Annotated in this window: 22 protein-coding genes; 12 read left to right on the top strand and 10 right to left on the bottom strand. The window is 41.4% G+C overall.

The window, feature by feature from the left end:
• Window positions 1-555: 555 nt before the first annotated feature.
• Window positions 556-1338, bottom strand: coding sequence for a glycosyl hydrolase family 95 catalytic domain-containing protein (locus PQ461_RS00825; protein ID WP_274207720.1), 783 nt, complete (start codon window positions 1336-1338; stop codon window positions 556-558).
• Window positions 1323-2483, bottom strand: coding sequence for a ligand-binding sensor domain-containing protein (locus PQ461_RS00820; protein WP_274207719.1), 1161 nt, complete (start codon window positions 2481-2483; stop codon window positions 1323-1325). The genes PQ461_RS00825 and PQ461_RS00820 overlap by 16 nt, the downstream gene beginning before the upstream one ends.
• Window positions 2484-3110: 627 nt before the next feature.
• Here PQ461_RS00820 and PQ461_RS00815 point away from each other — a divergent pair.
• Entirely contained in the window at window positions 3111-4037 is a 927-nt protein-coding gene (locus tag PQ461_RS00815; protein ID WP_274207718.1) for an oxidoreductase, read from the top strand.
• Window positions 4038-4082: 45 nt separating this feature from the next.
• On the opposite strand, the gene PQ461_RS00810 is transcribed toward PQ461_RS00815, so the two are convergent.
• Window positions 4083-4460: a winged helix-turn-helix transcriptional regulator gene (locus tag PQ461_RS00810; RefSeq protein ID WP_274207717.1), complete on the bottom strand. Its 378-nt coding sequence runs from the start codon at window positions 4458-4460 to the stop codon at window positions 4083-4085.
• 130 nt (window positions 4461-4590) lie between these two features.
• On the opposite strand from PQ461_RS00810, the gene PQ461_RS00805 reads away from it, so the two are divergent.
• Together PQ461_RS00805 and PQ461_RS00800 are read left to right on the top strand one after the other, a co-directional pair.
• Window positions 4591-4965, top strand: a complete 375-nt coding sequence (locus PQ461_RS00805; RefSeq protein WP_274207716.1) for a DoxX family protein — start codon at window positions 4591-4593, stop codon at window positions 4963-4965.
• Window positions 4966-5054: 89 nt separating this feature from the next.
• Window positions 5055-5741 carry an SDR family NAD(P)-dependent oxidoreductase gene (locus PQ461_RS00800; protein ID WP_274207715.1) on the top strand — a complete coding sequence of 229 codons (687 nt, stop codon included), beginning with the start codon at window positions 5055-5057 and terminating at the stop codon, window positions 5739-5741.
• A 199-nt stretch (window positions 5742-5940) separates the two neighbouring features.
• Here PQ461_RS00800 and PQ461_RS00795 read toward each other — a convergent pair whose 3' ends face one another.
• Both PQ461_RS00795 and PQ461_RS00790 read right to left on the bottom strand, forming a co-directional pair.
• Window positions 5941-6378 carry a nuclear transport factor 2 family protein gene (locus tag PQ461_RS00795; RefSeq protein ID WP_274207714.1) on the bottom strand — a complete coding sequence of 146 codons (438 nt, stop codon included), beginning with the start codon at window positions 6376-6378 and terminating at the stop codon, window positions 5941-5943.
• Between the two features lie 4 nt (window positions 6379-6382).
• The gene (locus PQ461_RS00790; RefSeq protein WP_274207713.1) at window positions 6383-7423 is read right to left on the bottom strand and encodes an NADP-dependent oxidoreductase; all 1041 of its coding nucleotides are present in this window, start codon (window positions 7421-7423) and stop codon (window positions 6383-6385) included.
• A gap of 167 nt (window positions 7424-7590) precedes the next feature.
• Here PQ461_RS00790 and PQ461_RS00785 point away from each other — a divergent pair, with 167 nt between their 5' ends.
• Window positions 7591-7980, top strand: coding sequence for a winged helix-turn-helix transcriptional regulator (locus PQ461_RS00785; RefSeq protein ID WP_274207712.1), 390 nt, complete (start codon window positions 7591-7593; stop codon window positions 7978-7980).
• Between the two features lie 21 nt (window positions 7981-8001).
• On the opposite strand, the gene PQ461_RS00780 is transcribed toward PQ461_RS00785, so the two are convergent.
• The 3 genes from PQ461_RS00780 to PQ461_RS00770 all read right to left on the bottom strand — a co-directional run bounded on the left by PQ461_RS00780 (window position 8002) and on the right by PQ461_RS00770 (window position 10325).
• Window positions 8002-8889: a helix-turn-helix domain-containing protein gene (locus PQ461_RS00780; RefSeq protein WP_274207711.1), complete on the bottom strand. Its 888-nt coding sequence runs from the start codon at window positions 8887-8889 to the stop codon at window positions 8002-8004.
• Between the two features lie 8 nt (window positions 8890-8897).
• Complete coding sequence (locus tag PQ461_RS00775) at window positions 8898-9902, bottom strand: aldo/keto reductase (RefSeq protein ID WP_274207710.1); 1005 nt, start codon at window positions 9900-9902, stop codon at window positions 8898-8900.
• An 84-nt stretch (window positions 9903-9986) separates the two neighbouring features.
• Window positions 9987-10325, bottom strand: a complete 339-nt coding sequence (locus tag PQ461_RS00770; RefSeq protein ID WP_274207709.1) for a winged helix-turn-helix transcriptional regulator — start codon at window positions 10323-10325, stop codon at window positions 9987-9989.
• A gap of 106 nt (window positions 10326-10431) precedes the next feature.
• Here PQ461_RS00770 and PQ461_RS00765 point away from each other — a divergent pair, with 106 nt between their 5' ends.
• The 5 genes from PQ461_RS00765 (at window position 10432) to PQ461_RS00745 (ending at window position 13056) form a co-directional block, all read left to right on the top strand.
• On the top strand, window positions 10432-10821 hold the full coding sequence (locus tag PQ461_RS00765; RefSeq protein ID WP_274207708.1) for a DoxX family protein: 390 nt from the start codon (window positions 10432-10434) through the stop codon (window positions 10819-10821).
• 190 nt (window positions 10822-11011) lie between these two features.
• Window positions 11012-11626 (top strand): 3-keto-alpha-glucoside-1,2-lyase-like domain-containing protein, encoded by a 615-nt coding sequence (locus PQ461_RS00760; protein WP_274207707.1) that lies wholly within the window; start codon window positions 11012-11014, stop codon window positions 11624-11626.
• Window positions 11627-11751: 125 nt separating this feature from the next.
• A complete protein-coding gene (locus tag PQ461_RS00755) occupies window positions 11752-12108 on the top strand; it encodes a nuclear transport factor 2 family protein (protein WP_274207705.1) in 357 nt (118 codons plus the stop codon).
• 3 nt (window positions 12109-12111) lie between these two features.
• A complete protein-coding gene (locus tag PQ461_RS00750) occupies window positions 12112-12465 on the top strand; it encodes a DUF1330 domain-containing protein (protein WP_274207704.1) in 354 nt (117 codons plus the stop codon).
• A 15-nt stretch (window positions 12466-12480) separates the two neighbouring features.
• Window positions 12481-13056: a Crp/Fnr family transcriptional regulator gene (locus PQ461_RS00745; RefSeq protein WP_274207703.1), complete on the top strand. Its 576-nt coding sequence runs from the start codon at window positions 12481-12483 to the stop codon at window positions 13054-13056.
• 133 nt (window positions 13057-13189) lie between these two features.
• On the opposite strand, the gene PQ461_RS00740 is transcribed toward PQ461_RS00745, so the two are convergent.
• On the bottom strand, window positions 13190-13414 hold the full coding sequence (locus tag PQ461_RS00740) for a hypothetical protein (protein ID WP_274207702.1): 225 nt from the start codon (window positions 13412-13414) through the stop codon (window positions 13190-13192).
• 175 nt (window positions 13415-13589) lie between these two features.
• Between PQ461_RS00740 and PQ461_RS00735 the strand changes: the two genes are divergently transcribed.
• The 3 genes from PQ461_RS00735 (at window position 13590) to PQ461_RS00725 (ending at window position 17230) form a co-directional block, all read left to right on the top strand.
• Window positions 13590-14228, top strand: coding sequence for a hypothetical protein (locus PQ461_RS00735; RefSeq protein WP_274207701.1), 639 nt, complete (start codon window positions 13590-13592; stop codon window positions 14226-14228).
• A gap of 32 nt (window positions 14229-14260) precedes the next feature.
• Complete coding sequence (locus PQ461_RS00730) at window positions 14261-14695, top strand: hypothetical protein (RefSeq protein WP_274207700.1); 435 nt, start codon at window positions 14261-14263, stop codon at window positions 14693-14695.
• A gap of 93 nt (window positions 14696-14788) precedes the next feature.
• On the top strand, window positions 14789-17230 hold the full coding sequence (locus tag PQ461_RS00725; protein ID WP_274207699.1) for a TonB-dependent receptor: 2442 nt from the start codon (window positions 14789-14791) through the stop codon (window positions 17228-17230).
• A 4-nt stretch (window positions 17231-17234) separates the two neighbouring features.
• Here PQ461_RS00725 and PQ461_RS00720 read toward each other — a convergent pair whose 3' ends face one another.
• The gene (locus PQ461_RS00720) at window positions 17235-18254 is read right to left on the bottom strand and encodes a YncE family protein (RefSeq protein WP_274207698.1); all 1020 of its coding nucleotides are present in this window, start codon (window positions 18252-18254) and stop codon (window positions 17235-17237) included.
• Between the last annotated feature and the right edge of the window lie 198 nt (window positions 18255-18452).

Here is an 18452-nt window from a genome sequence, read left to right as displayed (position 1 = left end):
CCTCCAACACACATCCATATTGATCCAAACTTACCAAAGTGGAGTCATAGAATTAGGCTTCGCGACAGAATTTTGATAGTGAGGGTAATATTATTTTATAAGCTAGAGTTTTCCAAGAGATCTTTGGATTGACCAGCACGCGATTGCTCTTAGGGATCGCTGAAAAGCCGGTATTACCGGGATCATAAGCTCCGTTGTAATTATAGCTGCTAAATATCGTAGTCCCGACTTTGCTCCATTGCCGGCTGTAAAAGCCGCTGGCATCGGTTTCTTGCCCGGCGTTTTGCTAATCAGGTTCACCAAACCTGCTATGGCCCCGCCGCCATACAGGATGGATGCGGAACCCTTGATGATCACGACCTGTTTAAGGTTGAGCGGTGAAACCTGCACCAGGCCTGATCAATACAGTACAGAGATGGGTTCTGAACCCTCTCTCTCCGCTGATTTTCATACTAAAAAAGAGTTAAAGCCTGTATTTCGCATGAAAACGGGCTTTTTTTATTTTTCGTTAAGCTGTTTTATACGCCATTTCGTAAGTTTTATCAAGGCATCTTTTCATTTAGTCAGACTATATGAGCATCCCTTTTCTGCATAAAATTGAACCAAATAACCTGTTGGAGTTTTGAAAGAACGGCATTGGGCGTTAATTACACGGGTGGGAGTTGTTGTCTTGATCGTACATGACTGATTGAATTTCGACTTTATGATTCCCTTGTCAAATTGATTATTGGCCCATTGAATGCTAACTTCGTAACCACCCCTTGCGCGCAACCCGCTGATCGTTCCACTGCTCCAGGTTGAGGGCAATGCAGGTAACAAATTAATAAATCCTTCATGGCTTTGCAGTAACATCTCCGTCATGCCTGCGGTGCCGGCAAAATTGCCGTCAATTTGAAATGGGGGATGCGCGTCAAATAAATTAGGATAGGTGCCACCACTGTCGTTCATTTCAATTTCGTTAGTAGTGGTATAATGCAAAAGATTTCTGATGAGACTATACGCGTGGTCACCATCGCCCAACCTGGCCCATAGATTAATTTTCCATCCTCTGCTCCACCCTGTACCTCCGTCACCACGTATTTCAAGCGTCCTTTTGGCTGCTTTAAAAAGTGAAGGAGTGGTAGTAAGGGTGATCTCATTGCCGGGATATAGCCCGAACAAATGCGAAACGTGGCGGTGTTGCGGGTCTGTTTCCGCAAAATCTTTGTACCATTCCATTAACTGGCCTTCTTTACCGACCTGCTTGGGGAATAACAACGCTTTTTTCGACAAAATGTTATCCCTGAAACGACTATCAGTGTTGAGTACCTTTGCTGCCTCTGCTATGTTCGTAAACAAGTCCCAGTTTTTCTATCCCAAATGCTTAATCCGCTGCCATCTGTGCCTATCCAGACGCGGCCATCCCCGGCCTCACAGGCAGTGATACAAAAGTTACTCACCAAACTGTTTTGCTGATTAGGATAATGCCTGATCGATTGGAAATGGGAGATTTTTTGGTCTAAAATATCTATCCCCCCGCGAAAGGTTCCTATCCATACCCGGTTTAATTCGTCCGGGAAAACAGTGTACACAGAATTACTTGCGAGAATCCTGGTATCAAGATGACCACTAACTTTCACACTTCCATTGGCTTCCGATAATTTAATGACGCCATTTCCGTCAGTAGCAACGTATATATCATTACCCAACCTGGTCAAACCATCAATTTTTGAATTGCTGTATTCGAGCATATTCACCTTTGATATTTGGTTTTCCGATTTATCATAAGAAAAAAGACCAGATTCAGATCCCAATAAGAGTGCGCCGCTGCCAATACTGGTGATACTTGAACAATATAAACTGTGCCGTTTTACAACCATTAAACGATCGCTGAGCGCATCATATTTACACAAGCCGACATTATCTACAGACACCCAAAGCTCTCCGGATTGGGAAAGAAAGATACAGGCGGCAGAATAATTACCCGCTAAAAGCCGGTTATTAAGTTTAAGCGGAACAACGACAGTTCCTCCTGCAGCATTTGCCTTAAGTAAGCCGTTTTCTGCTGTGGCCAGGAAAATATGGCCGTCTGTATTTCGGCATATTGATGGGACCTGCCCTTTGATCAGCCTTTTTTTGCCACCTGGATCTCTATAGTATATCTGGATAAATTTAAGGTTCCGTTTGTCCAACAGGGCAACGCCATCTTGCGTACCTACCCAAATATGACCTGCGTGGTCACCTGCTACAGACATTACGTTATCATTAGGAAGCGTTGTGGTATCACCATAGATATTCCCGAATTTTCGGAATGTGTAGCCGTCATACTGGTTAAGCCCATCCAACGTACCGAACCACATTAACCCTGTATCATCTTTATAAATAGATGTAACCGTGTTATTGGAAAGCCCGTCGCGGATATCCAAATTCCTGGTCGTCTGTGCATTCGATGTCAGGCATAGCAGAATAAACCAAAAAACACAGATATACTTAGACGGGTTCATATCTTTTAAACTTCAGGTAATTGGGATACGCGGAGTTCTAACGGTCGCGTAAATAAAATATTAAGGTAACGCAAAATTGCGACTAACGCCATTAAGAGGGTATTTTTTTGCGTTTACTTAATTATTCAACTGAAAACAGCAAAGATCCAGGAATCAATTGAAGCGGCTTCGCTACTAAATATTCATTGAGGAAGAGAAGGATGAAGTGGAGAAAGCACTTATTAGTCAGTCATATTTTGCAGTGAGTTAATTTTTGGTGAGATCATAATAATTTGAAAATCAACGAAATACAGAGATGGGTTCTGAACCCTCTCTCTCCGCTGTATCAAATAAAACCCGATTACATCGGGTTTTATTTGATGATTAAGCGCTCTAATTTAGTTCTACAATTACCTTTCAAAGTAAAGCATGATGGAAGTAATTCTCAAGAGCTTCCATATTTCACTAGTTACATCAAGGGCACCTCGCAAGGTTAATATTTTGCAAAACATTCATTTTCAGTTGTTTCAGCAGTTCTTTACCTTGTTGATTTCCTTCAGGATACCGGTTTCGCCGGGGTAACTGCTTACCATTTGTAAGCAAACGCAGCTAAGTTTGTATCTATTAAAAATACTTAACGATAAAAAAATGGCTACGCAAAAATGGACAGAAGCAAATATTTCTTCACAAGAAAGCAAAACAGTTCTCATTACCGGTGCTAACAGCGGACTTGGTTTGCAAGCTGCAATGGTTTTAAGTGCAAAAGGCGCTCACGTTATTATGACAGCCCGAAATATAGAAAAAGGACAAGAGGCTATAGCGGGAATTAAACGCAAATTCCCGAATGCAAAAATTGAATTGATGCACATGGACTTGGCCGATTTCGATTCCATCAGGAAGTTTTCAGTAGAATTTCATCATCAATATTCGCAGCTGGATATCTTAATCAATAATGCGGGGATCATGAGCCCTAAGCACAGAGAAGCGACCAAACAAAATATGGAGGTTCAATTTGGCGTCAACCACTTAGGGCATTTTTTGCTTACGGGGCTATTGTTAGATGTCCTTAAAAATACGCCCCATTCCCGTGTAGTTGTTCAAAGTAGTAATGCCCATCATGAAAAGTTTATGAAACCGGCTATCCATTTTGATGATCTGAATTGGGAGAAATCCTATAATCGTTTTCAATCCTATTCGCAAAGCAAATTAGCCAATCTGCTTTTTGCTTATGAATTAGACAGAAAATTAAAAGCCAACCAACTTGACATGATCGTTACGGCGGCACACCCGGGCTGGACAAAGACAAATCTTCAAAATTCAATGGGCTTTTTTGTAACCAGAATTTTGAACAATATCATAGGGCAAGATCTGCCAACAGGCACTTTACCTATTTTAAGGGCAGCCACAGAAGAAAATTTAAAAGGCAAGGAATATTTCGGTCCAACCAGGATGAACGGTCTTCGTGGTAATCCCGAACTCGTAAAGTCAAGTAACCTGTCTTATGATCAAGCATTAGCAAAAAAACTCTGGGAAGTTTCTGAAAAAATCACGGGTATTACCTACAAGTTTAATTAACAGATTGATTCCATGAATCCAATTTAGTTGGCGTTACCATGCACATTAGAATTTCTGTTTAGATTCTTTTTTAAACAGGAATTTACGATGTGTAACTCCCCAGGTCGAAATGGCGGTAATTACCCCGCTTAAAGTTTTACCGTGTTCTGTTAACTCGTATTCTACCGTTATTGGTTTGGTAGGCATCACGGTTCGGGCCACAATTTGATTTTGCTCCAATTCCTGTAATTCTTTAGACAGCATTTTAGCGGCAATCCCCTCTATTCCGCGCAGCATATCCATAAAACGCACTTTTCCGTACAGGAGCAGCCATCCAATGATTTGAATTTTCCATTTTCCAGATAGCAAGATCATCGTATCCTTTATCGCAATCAGTTGCTCCTTACATTCAGGCGCTTCCACGGCCTGCTTCTTTGCATTCATAGTATACAAAATTACAGTAAACACTACATCAATAGCCACTTGGTTTCATAAAGGAAACCAGTTTCTAAAAGGTAACAGATAACAATAGTAAAGTTGTATCGAAATAATTTTGTGCCATAATATTTTAATCATGCAGAAAGAAAAAAGAATTTATTGGATAGTTACCATTATCGCAATGGCGTTAATTGTGCTGCCATCCTATTTTGTACCGCGGGAATACCTGGTAGAAGCCATACGAAGGATGGGCTTCCCCGCTTATTTTGGTCTCGAACTGGACATCTGTAAGATCATTGGTGCAGTAATTATCCTCATCCCGTTTATACCCAGCATGTTTAAAGAATGGGCTTATGTTGCTTTTGGCATATTGCTCCTTTCCGCAAGCCTGGGACACTGGCTTGCTGATGGCCCTTCAAAAGGCATAGCACCACTGGTTCCGTTTGCCATACTATGTGTATCCTATTATTATTTCAGAAAACTAAATTATGCTGCCACTGGAAGATTATAAATATTCATGTTTTTAAAACGCAATCCACCTATTCGCCCGGTGACAATTGTACAAACTAATTGATCAATACAAACACAAAAAGAACATATATGAAAAAAACAATAGCCATTGTTGGTGCCGGTCCGGGTGTAGGATTTGCCGTGGCTGAAAAATTCGGAAAAGAGGGGTACAATGTGGCGCTGCTTGCAAGAAACATGGAGAAGCTAAATGCGCTGAAAGACGATCTGCTGAACAAAGGCATTGAGGCTACGTCTTTCCAGGCCAACATATTAGACCGTGAGCAATTATCCCGCTCGCTACAGGAAGTTATCAATCATTACGGTACCATTGATGTATTGGAATTCAGCCCGACCCCTACCTGGGATAGTATGCGGACCGCAAGAAACATCGATGTAGTAAATGAACAGCATCATCTGGACTATCAGGTACTTGCTGCCATAACTGCAGTACAGGCCGTGCTCCCACAAATGCTGGCAAGAAAAGACGGCAGCATCCTGTTTACCACAGCATCGTCTGCACAGCATCCAGTAAATAGAACCGCAAGTTTCGGCGTTGCCGCGGGGGCATTATTAAATTATGCACGGCTGCTCAATATGGATCTGAAGGATGATAACATATATGCAGGTATTGTATCTATTGGTGCACTGGTTGTAAGTGAAGGTAAACATAAGGGAGATTTTCCGGAAGGAATGCCAACGATAACAGCAGCTGAGGTTGCAGAAGCCCACTGGAAACTTCATCAACAACGTGCAGTTGCAGAGATCATGTTACCGTAATTTAGTGAAAAAGGTTGATACGGGACTTGATCAAAGAAGCATCCTGCTGATAATTTTTAATGAGTAAAATAATGCTGCAACATATTTAAATTGATAATTGGTCGGCGTATTGCAATGCTTGCTATACGTTTCTCAAATTTAAATATGTTGCAGCATTATTTTGTTTTCCTATTGAATCGGCCGCTTTCATCCAGGAACATCAGTCCAAAGCCTTTTTGTCTTGCCAAACAAAATTTCCCCGCCTTGCACTTAATAACCATTTGCCATTTACCCGTGCATAATTATCATGATAAATAGCCCCGATAGTCGACTTTATCTTAACTCCGTTTTCAATACTAATGATGGTTATTTGACTGTACAACGTACCTTCAGCATCGTTATTCTTTATTAAAACTGTATGCTGCCCGTTGAGATGAAAAGCAACTTCAAAATTACTGTTGAATTCTTTGAACGCCTCGGCCATGGCTTGCCGCCCCTGTAGCTTCATGATGATTTTTCCGTCCACGGTGATCTCCGTAGTCGCATCTTCAGTAAATTGCTGAACCTGCGAAGAAAAATCCTTTTGATCTGCCAGTATAGAAACCTGATCAACCAATGCCCTAAGCTCCAGGCGATCTGATAATTCTTGTGTATTCATGATTTTAGGCTACGGTAAGTACAATCTTTCCCTGAATATGACCTTTAGCGGCACGTTCATGCGCTTTGCGAGCATCTGACAATGGAAATGTGCTGTCTATAAGAACTTTAATGCTTCCATCGTTAAGCAATTTAGCCAGTTGCGCAAGTTGTACCCCGCTGGAGCGGACCTGTACTGAGGATACGGTGATGCCGAGTCTTTCTGCTTCATCATAATCTGCAAAACCTAAAGGATAAACCGGAAACAATGCGCCCCCACGTTTTAACGTTTTTAAAAATCGGCCCGACGATGCCCCGCCGATGGCATCTACCACCAAATCTATATTCCGTACAACTTCGTCAGCAGAGGTTTGCGTATAGTCAATGAATTCGTCTGCACCCAGGTTTCGTAAAATTGCTTCATGTTGCCCGGCCGCTACACCAATTACCTTAGCTCCGTGAAGCCTGGCCACCTGAACTGCAAAGTGCCCTACGCCGCCTGCTGCGCCATTTACCAATACCGTCTTGCCTTTTAACGGCACCGGAACATGCGGATAAGGTTGTAATGGGTTTGGATGATTATGGCCAACCTCCACTAAAAATTGCCAGGCAGTCAATAGCGACATTGGTGCTCCGGCAGCGTGTACGTGGTCAATACCGGCAGGTCTAATTGCAAGGTCAGATATGGGTACGCTCACATATTCAGCATATCCCTTACTTTCTCCGATGCTGAAAAATCGGACCATAGCATAAACTTCATCGCCCACTTTAAAGTCCTTTACGTCATCTGCAACCTCAACTACAACCCCTGATATATCCGTGCCGAGAATCATTGGAAATTCACCTTTGGGTTGCCACTCTGGCGGCAGCGAACGATAGCCATCGCGCAGATACCAGTCGGGCGGGTTAAGGGCAGATGCATAAACTTTTACCAAGACTTCTCCGGTTTTAAGCGTAGGCATTGGTGCATCCTCGTAGCGTAGTACTTCCGGGCCGCCAAATTCATGTAACCTTACTGCTTTCATTACACCACTGGTAGGATCTTTTATATTTACTAACTCTTCCATTATAATTTATTTTATGCTTATTAATGACTTGTTAATGATGATACAATTGTCGGACAAATAGGTACTTTTGGCAAGTATGTACTTTTTAGTATCTTATATACTAAAAAGTATGTATTGTTAATTACCAGCGTTTTACATAATTCATGGAAATGAAAAATGATCAAATTGTGACGAATAATACTCAGCTGTGTGCTGTGGATTATGCATTCAAGCGGATAGGTGGAAAGTACAAGGCACGTATCTTATGGTACCTGGATATGAAAAAGGTACTTCGCTATGGGGAATTAACCCGGACGCTTCCTGACATTACTACCAAAATGCTTACGCAGACCTTACGGGAGTTGGAGCAGGACAAACTGATCGTCCGGCAGATGTACCATGAAGTTCCTCCTAAAGTGGAGTATTCGCTTAGCGAGACCGGACAGGAATTGATACCTTTCATCGCTCATTTGCATAATTGGGGGAAAAAGCAAATTGAGCTGGAGTTACTTAATAGCGGTAAACAAATAGACGAACGAACAGCAAGTGTTTGTCGTACGGTATGTGACACAGATTAATGAATCGCGCTTTCTGACAATTTAATTAAAAGCCTGCCTAAATTCAAGCGGAGATAAATTAGTCTTCTTTTTAAAAAGCGTACTGAATGATTGTGCATGCTCAAAGCCCAGCGCATAAGCAATCTCACTAACCGACAGATTAGTTGTAGATAACTTCTCTTTGGCTTTTGCGATCAATTTTTCGTGGATGTGCTGCTGTGTGTTTTGCCCGGTATGGATCCGCAGCAGGTCACTCAGGTAGTTTGGCGACAGGTTCATTTGCGCAGCAATGTATTGTACCGTCAGTAAACCCTGTATCTCGCGCTTAAAGTAATCATCTATCAACTGCTCAAACCTTGTCAGCAATGCCGAATTATTGTTTTTGCGGGTCAAAAACTGCCGCTCATAAAAACGGTTGCTGTATTTCAGCAGGCTCTCAATGTGGGTCAGGATGATCTCTTGCGTGTACTTATCAATATGCTGGCACTCCTTATCAATTTTATGCATTATAGTGATCAGGTCTTCTTCTTCCTCAGCCGACAGGTGCAACGCTTCGTTAACCGCGTAATCGAAAAAACCATACTGATGAATGGTGTTCGCCAGCGGATGCTGCAACAGAAAATCCGGGTGAAAAATCAGGAGATAACCAGACCCGCATTCCATGTTATGCAGGTCCAGTTGATGCACCTGGTTAGGTGCCGTAAAACTCAATACCCCTTTATCATAATCGTAATGCCGTTGCCCGTACCTGATCTTGCCCTTAGCTTCGCGTTTCAGCGCTACGCAATAGAAGCGGTTAACAAAACCTTTCCAGATCTCATCTTCTAAGAAAACAGATTCTGCCAGGTTAATCACGCTCACCAGCGGATGGCGGGGCTCCGGTAACGACAGTAAACGATGAAATTCGGATATTGAGTTAATGGCGTTCATAATCAAATTTAATCAATTAAGCCCATACTAAACTCATCATAAGGCGCGCCGGTATCTGTACCTAAAGGAACAATGCTTTCCAACTGCGACAGATCAGCCTTAGTCAGCTCAATGCTGGTTGCCGCAATGTTTTGCTCCAGATATTTTCTGCGTTTGGTTCCGGGGATAGGTACAATACCCTTACTGATGATCCATGCTAAAGCCAGCTGCGATGATGTTACGTTCTTTTCTTCAGCCATAGCTTCAATTGCCTTAACCAATTCAATATTCTTATTAAACATTTCGCCCTGAAAACGCGGAATTCCCCTGCGGAAATCATTCTCCGGCAGGTCGTCACTACTTTTGATCTGTCCCGACAAAAATCCGCGGCCCAATGGCGAGTAAGCTACAAAGCCAATCCCCAGTTCCTTTAATGTTGCTAATACACCGCGTTCTTCTACAGTTCGCTCAAATAAAGAGTACTCGCTTTGTACAGCGGTAACTGGATGCACAGCATGCGCCCGTTTAACCGTTTCAGACGAAACTTCCGACAGTCCGATATAACCCACTTTACCTTCTTTTACCAGTTCGGCCATTGCGCCAACCGTTTCTTCAATTGGCGTATTTTTATCAAGGCGGTGCATATAATACAGATCAATGTAATCCGTATTCAGGTTTTTGAGCGAACGCTCAATAGATTTCTTAACATAGTCCTTTTTACCATTGATGGCCCAGGTCACTTTGTTGTTATCATCAATTTCCCATCCAAACTTGGTAGCTAAAATGTACTGATCGCGTTTACCGCTGATGGCTTTGGCAATCAGCTGCTCATTTTTCAGCGGTCCGTATAAATCTGCAGTATCCAAAAAATTACCACCTAACTCAAGCGAACGGTGAATAGTCGCAATGGCTTCCTGCTCATCTGAGGGGCCATATACATGTCCTTCTTCAAAACCCGTCATGCCCATACAGCCCAACCCTATTACCGGTACAACCAATCCCTGGCTGCCCAGCGCAATCTGTTTTATTTCCATAATCCAAAGGTCGGGAAGCCTAGTCGCGCGCATGTATGCAAATCCCTGAAGCTTGTAAGCAAATCAAGGAATGAATCAGATTACTTATTTACCGATCACTTCTTTGCGATGTGCCAAACCCCAGAAATGAAGTTCATCTAAAACCTTTTCAAGCGATAAACCATGTGATGTTATAGCATATTCGACGGTTGGTGGGAAGGTATCGTAAACCGTTCTGAGGACGAGTTTATTGGCTTCAAGGCTTTTTAACTCTTTAGACAGGGTTTTATCGGTAATTCCCTGCACTTCTTTTGCAATCTGCTTGAATCTTTTGGGCTTTTCGGCCAATGCAAATAAGATCAGCAGCTTCCATCTTCCTTCTACGGCATCCAGCGCGTCTTTAATGGAAAGCATGGTTTTGGGGCAACCACCATTTGATAACATAGCTTTTGTTTAGCGTTACTTTCCCAACGGATAGTGCTTTCCAAATGGATAGTACTATCTATTGGATAGCGAATGTAAATATTTTTGCTCAAAAAAATTTAAACTCATGACAGCTCAACGCAAAATTTCAAAAACAATTAACATCCTCCTGTGGGTAGCACAGGGCGTTTTAGCCATTATCTTGCTATGGGTAGGCTCCATGAAACTCTTTAAACCTGAAGGCCTGCCGTTTCCCTGGATCAAAGAAAACCCTGAACTGGTTATAATTACAGGCATCGTTGATCTGTTAGGCGGGCTTGGTATTGTATTACCAGTGGCGCTGCGTATCAGGTCAGGATTGACCGTTTGGGCCGCTTACGGAATTATAGCGTTAATGATTGTGGCCATGATCTTTCATATTTCCAGAGGTGAGGCCCAAAACATCGGTGTTAATATCTTCTTTTTATTGCTCGCGGTTTTCGTTGCCTGGGGCAGGCGCAGCGGGTCTGTTGTATAAAAGTCTGTTATCTGGCAGCTACTGAAGGCCGGCCAAACAGACTGCGCTGGTGTATGCGAACCCTGAAGCTTGTAAGCAAATCAAGGAATGATTATTTTTATAATCAGGATAGCTCTTTTTACAAGCGGGACTCTAATAATAACATCCCCGCTGGATACGTTAAAAAGAAGATCCTAATAACCTATCTATCATGAAGATCTTTTCAATTACGCTTTTACTGTCTGTCGCGTTTGCAGTTGCACTGGCGCAAAACAAAACCAGTTTTACTACTTACAATAGAAAAGCGACCGAGGAAAATGGCGTTATAAAAATAGCGGCAAATGAGAACCCGGGCCTTGCGTGGCTAAACGATAAAAGCTTTAATTATGGAACGATCAGCTTTGAAGTAAAAGGCAGGGACGTTTTCCAGGAAAGTTTTGTAGGTATTGCTTTTCATGGATTGAACGACACTACCTATGAAGCTGTTTATTTCCGTCCTTTCAATTTCAAGGCGAAAGACCCTGAACGTAAGGCCCATGCCGTGCAATATATTGCGGTACCGCAATTCGACTGGCCATTTTTAAGGAAAACCTATCATAACCAGTATGAAAAACCGCTGGCGAACGCACCTGATCCAAATGATTGGTTTAGGGTTAAGATAGTAGTTAGTCCCAATGAAATTAATGTATTCGTGAATGATCAACCCAAAGCTGACCTGATGATTAAGCCGCTGGTATCAGCGAGAGGGCAAAAGATCGGCTTCTGGACCGGTCACATTTCGTCAGGGGAGTTCCGCAACTTAAAGCTTGAACCAGATAAGCAATAGGTGTAAGCAACAGTAATCTCTTTAGCTTTAATTCTCATAATATCAATTGGCTTTTTCCAGATCACTTTTTTAAAATCTTCAACTACTTAAACTTTTTTGCAACCTGGCCCGGCGACCTTTGTGTTATGGAAAACACAAAAAGCATAGAAGAAACCATTCTGATGTATACCAGTGCATGGAATGAGACCGAACGTGATAAGATCCGTGAAAAAATTGACCAATGCTGGTCGCCCGAAGGGACATATACCGATAAGCTAACTGATACGATCACCGGACGTGATGCTATAACAAATCTCGTTATCAGTTCATATCAAACAATGGGTCCGCGTACCTTTAAGGTATTGGAACAACCTGTTAACCACCACCGCAGCGGCCGGTTCCGCTGGATGGCAATATTTCCCGAAGGCTATCCGGCAGAGGGAATGGATTATTTTGAGTTTGACGAACAAAACCGAATTACCCGAATTGTAGGCTTCTTTTAAAATATGACAGTAGTAACAATCCCGGAGAATGTGCCAGGCACAGGACCGGTGCTGATGCTGAACATGCTTAAATTTGCCGACCGCCGTCTTTACTTTGGAGAATACATTCCCGCTTTTAACAGGGTGATGAAAATGTTAGGCCTGGAGGCAAAAGTAAATGTGGTAAGCAATGTATTAGCCAGTGTGATAGCTGACGAAGGTGAAGAATGGGATGCCATTGCCTTGATAGAATATACAAGCGCAGAAGCATTTTTAACCGTAGCGCAAAGTGATGAATACCGCGAATTTGCGGAACCACTGCGGCTGGCTGCTCTTAAAGACCTGAAATTATACATGACGCGCCCCTTTGACTTGTAATAATTACCTTAGTGCATGCACCAGCTTATACTGAACAATTTTGCCATGCACATAGCGCTTGCCCCTCATGAACAGGAGCAAGCGCTTGCCATGTTTCAACTAAAGCAAGTAAAAAAGCGAACATGGCTGCTGCACCCTGGTGAAATTGACCGGCATATTTATTTTGTAAATCGCGGTTGCCTCCGCATGCTACACACCGATAAAAATGGCGAAGAACATAACATTGGCTTTTATCCCGAAAACTGGTGGGTATGCGATATTGTGAGTTTTTTTAAAGAAGCAGCTTCATCAAATGCCATTCAGGCGCTGGAAGACAGCGAGGTTTACTACACCTCGCTATCCAAGCTGGAAGAACTTTTTTTGAAGGTGCCGAAATTTGAGCGCTTCTTCCGCATCCTGATACAAAATGGCTTTGACCTTTACCAAAAGCGTATCACATCTAATCTTTCTAAAACGGCCGAAGAACGCTATCTTGAATTCCGCAAACGTTATCCCGGGCTTGAGCAACGTATCGCTCAAAAACACATCGCCAGCTATTTAGGCATTACACCGGCATTCTTAAGCATGATGCGAAAGGCAAGCGAGATATGATTTAGGTAAGCAGGAATCATACAGGCTTACAAATATTTTATCATGTCTTCAATAAGCCTTTTTATTTCCGGCTCTATGTAACCATATCTATCTTCGGGGCTGCTTGTCAACGGCAAAACCACTTTATTGCGATCTATCTTTCCATCCGTTGCTTTATAAACCCTACGCCATCATTATAATCCAGATGGTGTGTGCTAAAAGATAAAATATAGTCATTCGCATTTCTTTGCAGTTTCATCTCCAGATAGTAGTCATCTAAATTGGAAATCAATTGATAAGAGATGCCGGCAGATTGAAGCTTTTCTTTTCCAAGCGTTTCAAAAATCTCCCAAAATTCTGCAATAGTTGTGCTAATCATTGACAATGAACATACTTAAAATAAAAATGTTGATTAAGTATAAATGCTGTTATCTTATTTTGCCTTACCTATTAGTTAACATGTTAGCCGAATGAATAAACTAATAAAACCAGTCGCAATCTTTATAATAACCGGGCTATACGCATGCGGTCCGAAAACACCTAAACAATCCAAATTGGCAAAGCCAGCTTCTAAGCCAGCAAAACAAATTGTTAAACACCAGCAAGAGGTTGAACATACTGATCAAATGGCTTTTGTAAAGTATCTTGATGATGGCGATTACTTTCAGTTACTGGCGAAAAAAAATGATACTACAGACGTTTTTATTAACGAAACAGATACCACAAGAAACTTGAACTGGGGAGATCTGATTAAAGTTACCTGGAAAAACGGCACTGTTACTGTTCCTGGCGACAACGATTCTGAAATGCCAGCCAAATTATTGCTTTCCGTAAAAAGGATAGGTGATGGCTCGGTGTCAAAGCTCAGGGAAAGCTATGGTAAAAAGCTTAAGTATACTTTTTCGCCCGGTGATAACTTTACATCATCTTACCTTGACAAGGTTTATTTATCCGTTGAGTATTATTTAGCTACTACCAAAAACCCTTTATTGCAAATTGCAATAAAAGACAGGCAGGAAGTGACTTACTCCATAGAATCGAGAGATAGAGATAACCGTAGCTATAGGGTTATTGGCATTGCCGCTGTTGGGCCAAACGGCAGTAACGTAGTTCAATGGCTTTATATAGACGAAGAACGCGATCAAATTTATGAGTATGATTTACCAGCGGACAAACTGGTGCCGTATGATTAAAGCAGCTGATTTATGATCCAAACTTGTGGTATATGAAAAAACTTATATTAAAATATTGGCTCATCTATCTGTTAATAAGCATAGTATTGTTTGTTGCTTACAGAATTGCGATAATAAAAACTATATATAACGGTAGCGGATTATTAGGCAATATCTTAGATATCCTGGATATACTTTTAAATATCGGATTCTCTTTTATTTACTTAGCTGCGATGATGCTATGCTCATTTGCAGTTTTCTTAAATCATTTCAAAAAGATAAGAGATAAAAGTCTCTATTCATGGCTTACCTTTTCAGGTGCAGCAGTGATCATAGTAATTACATTAATTATCAACTTATTCATCGAGGGTGCCTCCAGGGATAGTATTACGTTGAAGCTTGTACTTTTCTCCATACTATACCTGTTTCTTACTGTCATGCTGTTTTTTATGTTCAGAAAAGCTATGCTCGCTACTGCCTTTAATTAAGACGCGGCAAAGCTTTATTGGTGTTATTACCATCTTATGCTTTGCTTTACATAAAAATTCTCTACCTTATAAGGCTAATACCTTACCAACTAAATGAGAAAGATCAAGCTTAAGCCGTTCTGTATTTTAATATTGCTTATCTGTATTTTTCAAAATCTACTTGCTCAAAATAATGGTGGCTATTACTTAAAAGGAGTTGTACAAAGCACGAGTAATGAAGCTTTGGTAGGTGCTACTATCCTATTAAAAGATGGCTTAACTGGTAAAACATTAAAGCAAACACAAGGCAATCAGGACGGAGCGTTTTCTTTCGATATTAATGCCGGTAACTACATCCTCGCAGTGAGTTACCTGGGTTCACTGTCTTATCAAAGCGAACTGATAAAATTAACAGGCAGCACAGATCTTGGTGTGTTGAAAATTAACACAGCTACTGTCAATCTTAAAGAGGTTGTGATCAAAAGTTCGGTAAATAAGCCTGCTATAAAAATTGAAGGCAGAAAAATGATCTATAATGTCCAGAGCAGCATAACGGCACAGGGCAATAATGTTTTAGAAGCGCTAAAGAAAACTCCCGGGGTTATTGTTAGCCAGGATAATTCGGTTACTATAAATGGCGCCAGCGGTGCTTTGATTATGATTAACGGAAGGCAAACTTATTTGCAGCCAGAAGATCTGGCGCAATTAATGAAGTCAATGTCTGCATCTGATTTAAAATCTATTGAAATCATTAAAAATCCCTCGGCCGAGTATGATGCAGCAGGCACAGGAGGTATCATTAATCTTGTATTAAAAAAGTCAGTTAACCAGGGCTTCAACGGGAGTATAAATAACGGCATTGCTTACGGCAAAACATTAAAGCAAAATACCAATTTAAGCCTCACTTACCGGAAGGACAAACTGAACTTGTTTGCAAACTATAATCACGCTTTTGGCTATTACGCCATGGACTATGATAATGACAGAACAACAAATGGCAAGATTTATTTAAACGCTAATCATGATATTGATAAGAAACATTATATAGGCACTAACATAGGTGCCGATTACGAAATTGATACAACTAAAACGATCGGTTTTGTAGCTGGCGGCAATTTTTCCAGCGGCGGAGGCCTGATTACTCCGATTACAAATATCTTTGAACAGCCAACCGGCCAGCTTATTCAGACTTTAAGAAGCCAGAGCAGCTATCCTAAACAGTTGGCCAATCGTTACAATTTTAATCTGAACTATCGTTATAAAGGCAGAAACAACACTAATCTTAATATAGATGCCGACTATGGCATTTTTGATGCATCCACCAATAACTTAAGCACCAATACTTATTTTACTCCCGATGGGCAGTTTCAGTCTGCCAATAACTTTCTGGTAGCTAATAGCCGAAATATTAAGCTATATGCCATAAAAGCTGATTATGGTTTTCCTATAGGAAAAGGAAAAATGTCGGCAGGGGGTAAATACTCTAATGTAGATGCGAATAATGTGTTTGATCAGTATGATGCAAACGGGCCTGTTAATGTAATTGACATTAATTTGTCCAATACCTTCAGATACAGAGAGGGGATCACTGCAGGATACCTGAGATACGAAACTCCGTTAAATGATAAATTAAGTTTGGATCTTGGTGTAAGGGCAGAGAATACGCATTCGGAAGGTGACCTACAGCCGAGGCAAGGCAGCAGCCAGCAGCCAACGTCAGTAATTAGAAACTATCTTAACCTGTTTCCGACGGCTTCCGTCAATTATAAGACAGAAAAGTCGGGTTCCTATAATTTAAGCTTCGCCCGTCGTGTTGACCGCCCGGCTTATAATAATCTCAACCCGTTTTCATACCCCGTTGACGAACTTTCTTACTGGAAAGGAAACCCCTTCCTTCAACCCCAGTATGCCAACAGCATTGCGCTTCAGTACAGTTATAGTAACACGACAATAGCCGCTGGTTACACCCATACCAGTGATCTGACCAGTACTGTTTCAGAAGTTTTCGGAAACAACCTGATCAATATGATACCCAGGAACATCGGTGAGCAAAGTAATTTTAATTTGACAGTAACCCAGCAACTGAAACTTGCGGAGTGGTGGAACATGAGCATCACCGGTATGGGGTACCGCCTGCAGAACAATGTAGGAACCGATGAATATGGGAATTACCGCTTCAACCGTTTTTCCGGCACCGTCAATGTTCAGCAAAGCTTCAAACTGCCATACCATATTACCGGCGAAATAGCCAGCGTGGTAAACTCTAAAACCATCAGCGGTTTGAATACCTATGTAAAAGGAAATTCACAGGTTGACCTTGGCCTGCAAAAAAGTATCATAAATGATAAGGCTGCGATAAGACTGGCAGTTACCGATCTGTTTTGGACAAACCGGTATAATACAGATACAGAGCTACGTAACTTAATACTTCATACTACCTATAGAGGCGAAAGCCGCCAGGTAAGACTGAACTTTACGTATAAATTCGGCAGTAATAAGATTAAAGCGCGGGAGAGCCGCGAAACAGGATTACAAAATGAAACACAGCGGCTGTAATCTTCTACTTGCTGATCTCAATGATATGAAATGAACCCGGTAATGATTTTGCACGCGGTTTTGGATTAGCAGCAGTAGGTACCCCTGGTTCGGTTTTAGCGGCTGGGAGATATATTTTATGGGTTAATATATCTAAACCAATAGTTCGCGCACTTGGCTCTGTTTTCACATCTTCAAATTGCTCAAACTTATTAGCTGAAACTTCTTTGATTACAGATAGAGTACCCTCGTTATTTGATGTATAGATCATTTTGGTTGATGGATCGAAAGCAACACCATCACAGTCGCCAATTTTATACTTTGCCAGGTTTTTACCGTTTGCAGCATCCATTACTACCAGCGTTTGATTGCCACCACATCCTATAAACAGCCGGTTAGTTACGCGATCTATAGCTAAGCCAGATGGTTCATCGCCCTCCTGTATCTTGTATCGTGCTATAGCCTTGTAAGTGTTCGCATTAATAACAACCACCTCATTTGTGGTTTCTGAATTTACATAAACCTTTCCTTTCCCATCTGACACGCCGGTTTCCGGCTTCCTACCCAACGGTATTGTTGCAACTACCTTATCTGTTACAGGGTCAATTACCGAAGCATCTTTGCTTTTGCCATTAAATACAAACACCTTCTTTGAATAGTCATCATAAAATATAGCGTCGGGATTAGTGCCTACAGCAATGGTATTTAATAGTTTATAACTTGTAAGATCAAAAACAGTACAGCTATTATTACGCCCATCACTGGTGTACCCTTTATTCAATGATTTTACAAGCGCTATACCATGTACGCCGTTGGTATTAGGGATTACGCCTACAGAATCACCGCTGGTAGTAAGTATATTAACCTGTGTACCATGTGATACAAAAATGCGTTTGCTTTTGCCGTCTACCGTAATATAATCCCAGCCTCCGGCGCTTTTAATCGGAAATTTACCTGTAATGTGTAAGTGTGAACTTTGCTGAGCAAAGCCAGCAGTAGTAATTATAAGGCCACAAATAAGCAGGGGTATTCTTTTAAATGACATAATCATATTATTAACAGGGGTAATTTATTGATGCAGTAAATATAAGTTAGAGTATTTAATACGTGGGAATTATAACTGTAATAAAAGCATGATTAGCGATATAACATAATTAGGTGACCGCTTTAATTCCAAGTTAGACAGATTGCATATGCAGTCAACGCTTGTGTATATTTGAATTCTGTTAAAAACTACAAAATT

This window comes from Mucilaginibacter sp. KACC 22063 (assembly GCF_028736115.1).
Taxonomy (GTDB): domain Bacteria; phylum Bacteroidota; class Bacteroidia; order Sphingobacteriales; family Sphingobacteriaceae; genus Mucilaginibacter.
Note: the sequence above shows the minus strand (reverse complement) of the source record. Positions and strands in the feature narration are given on the sequence as shown.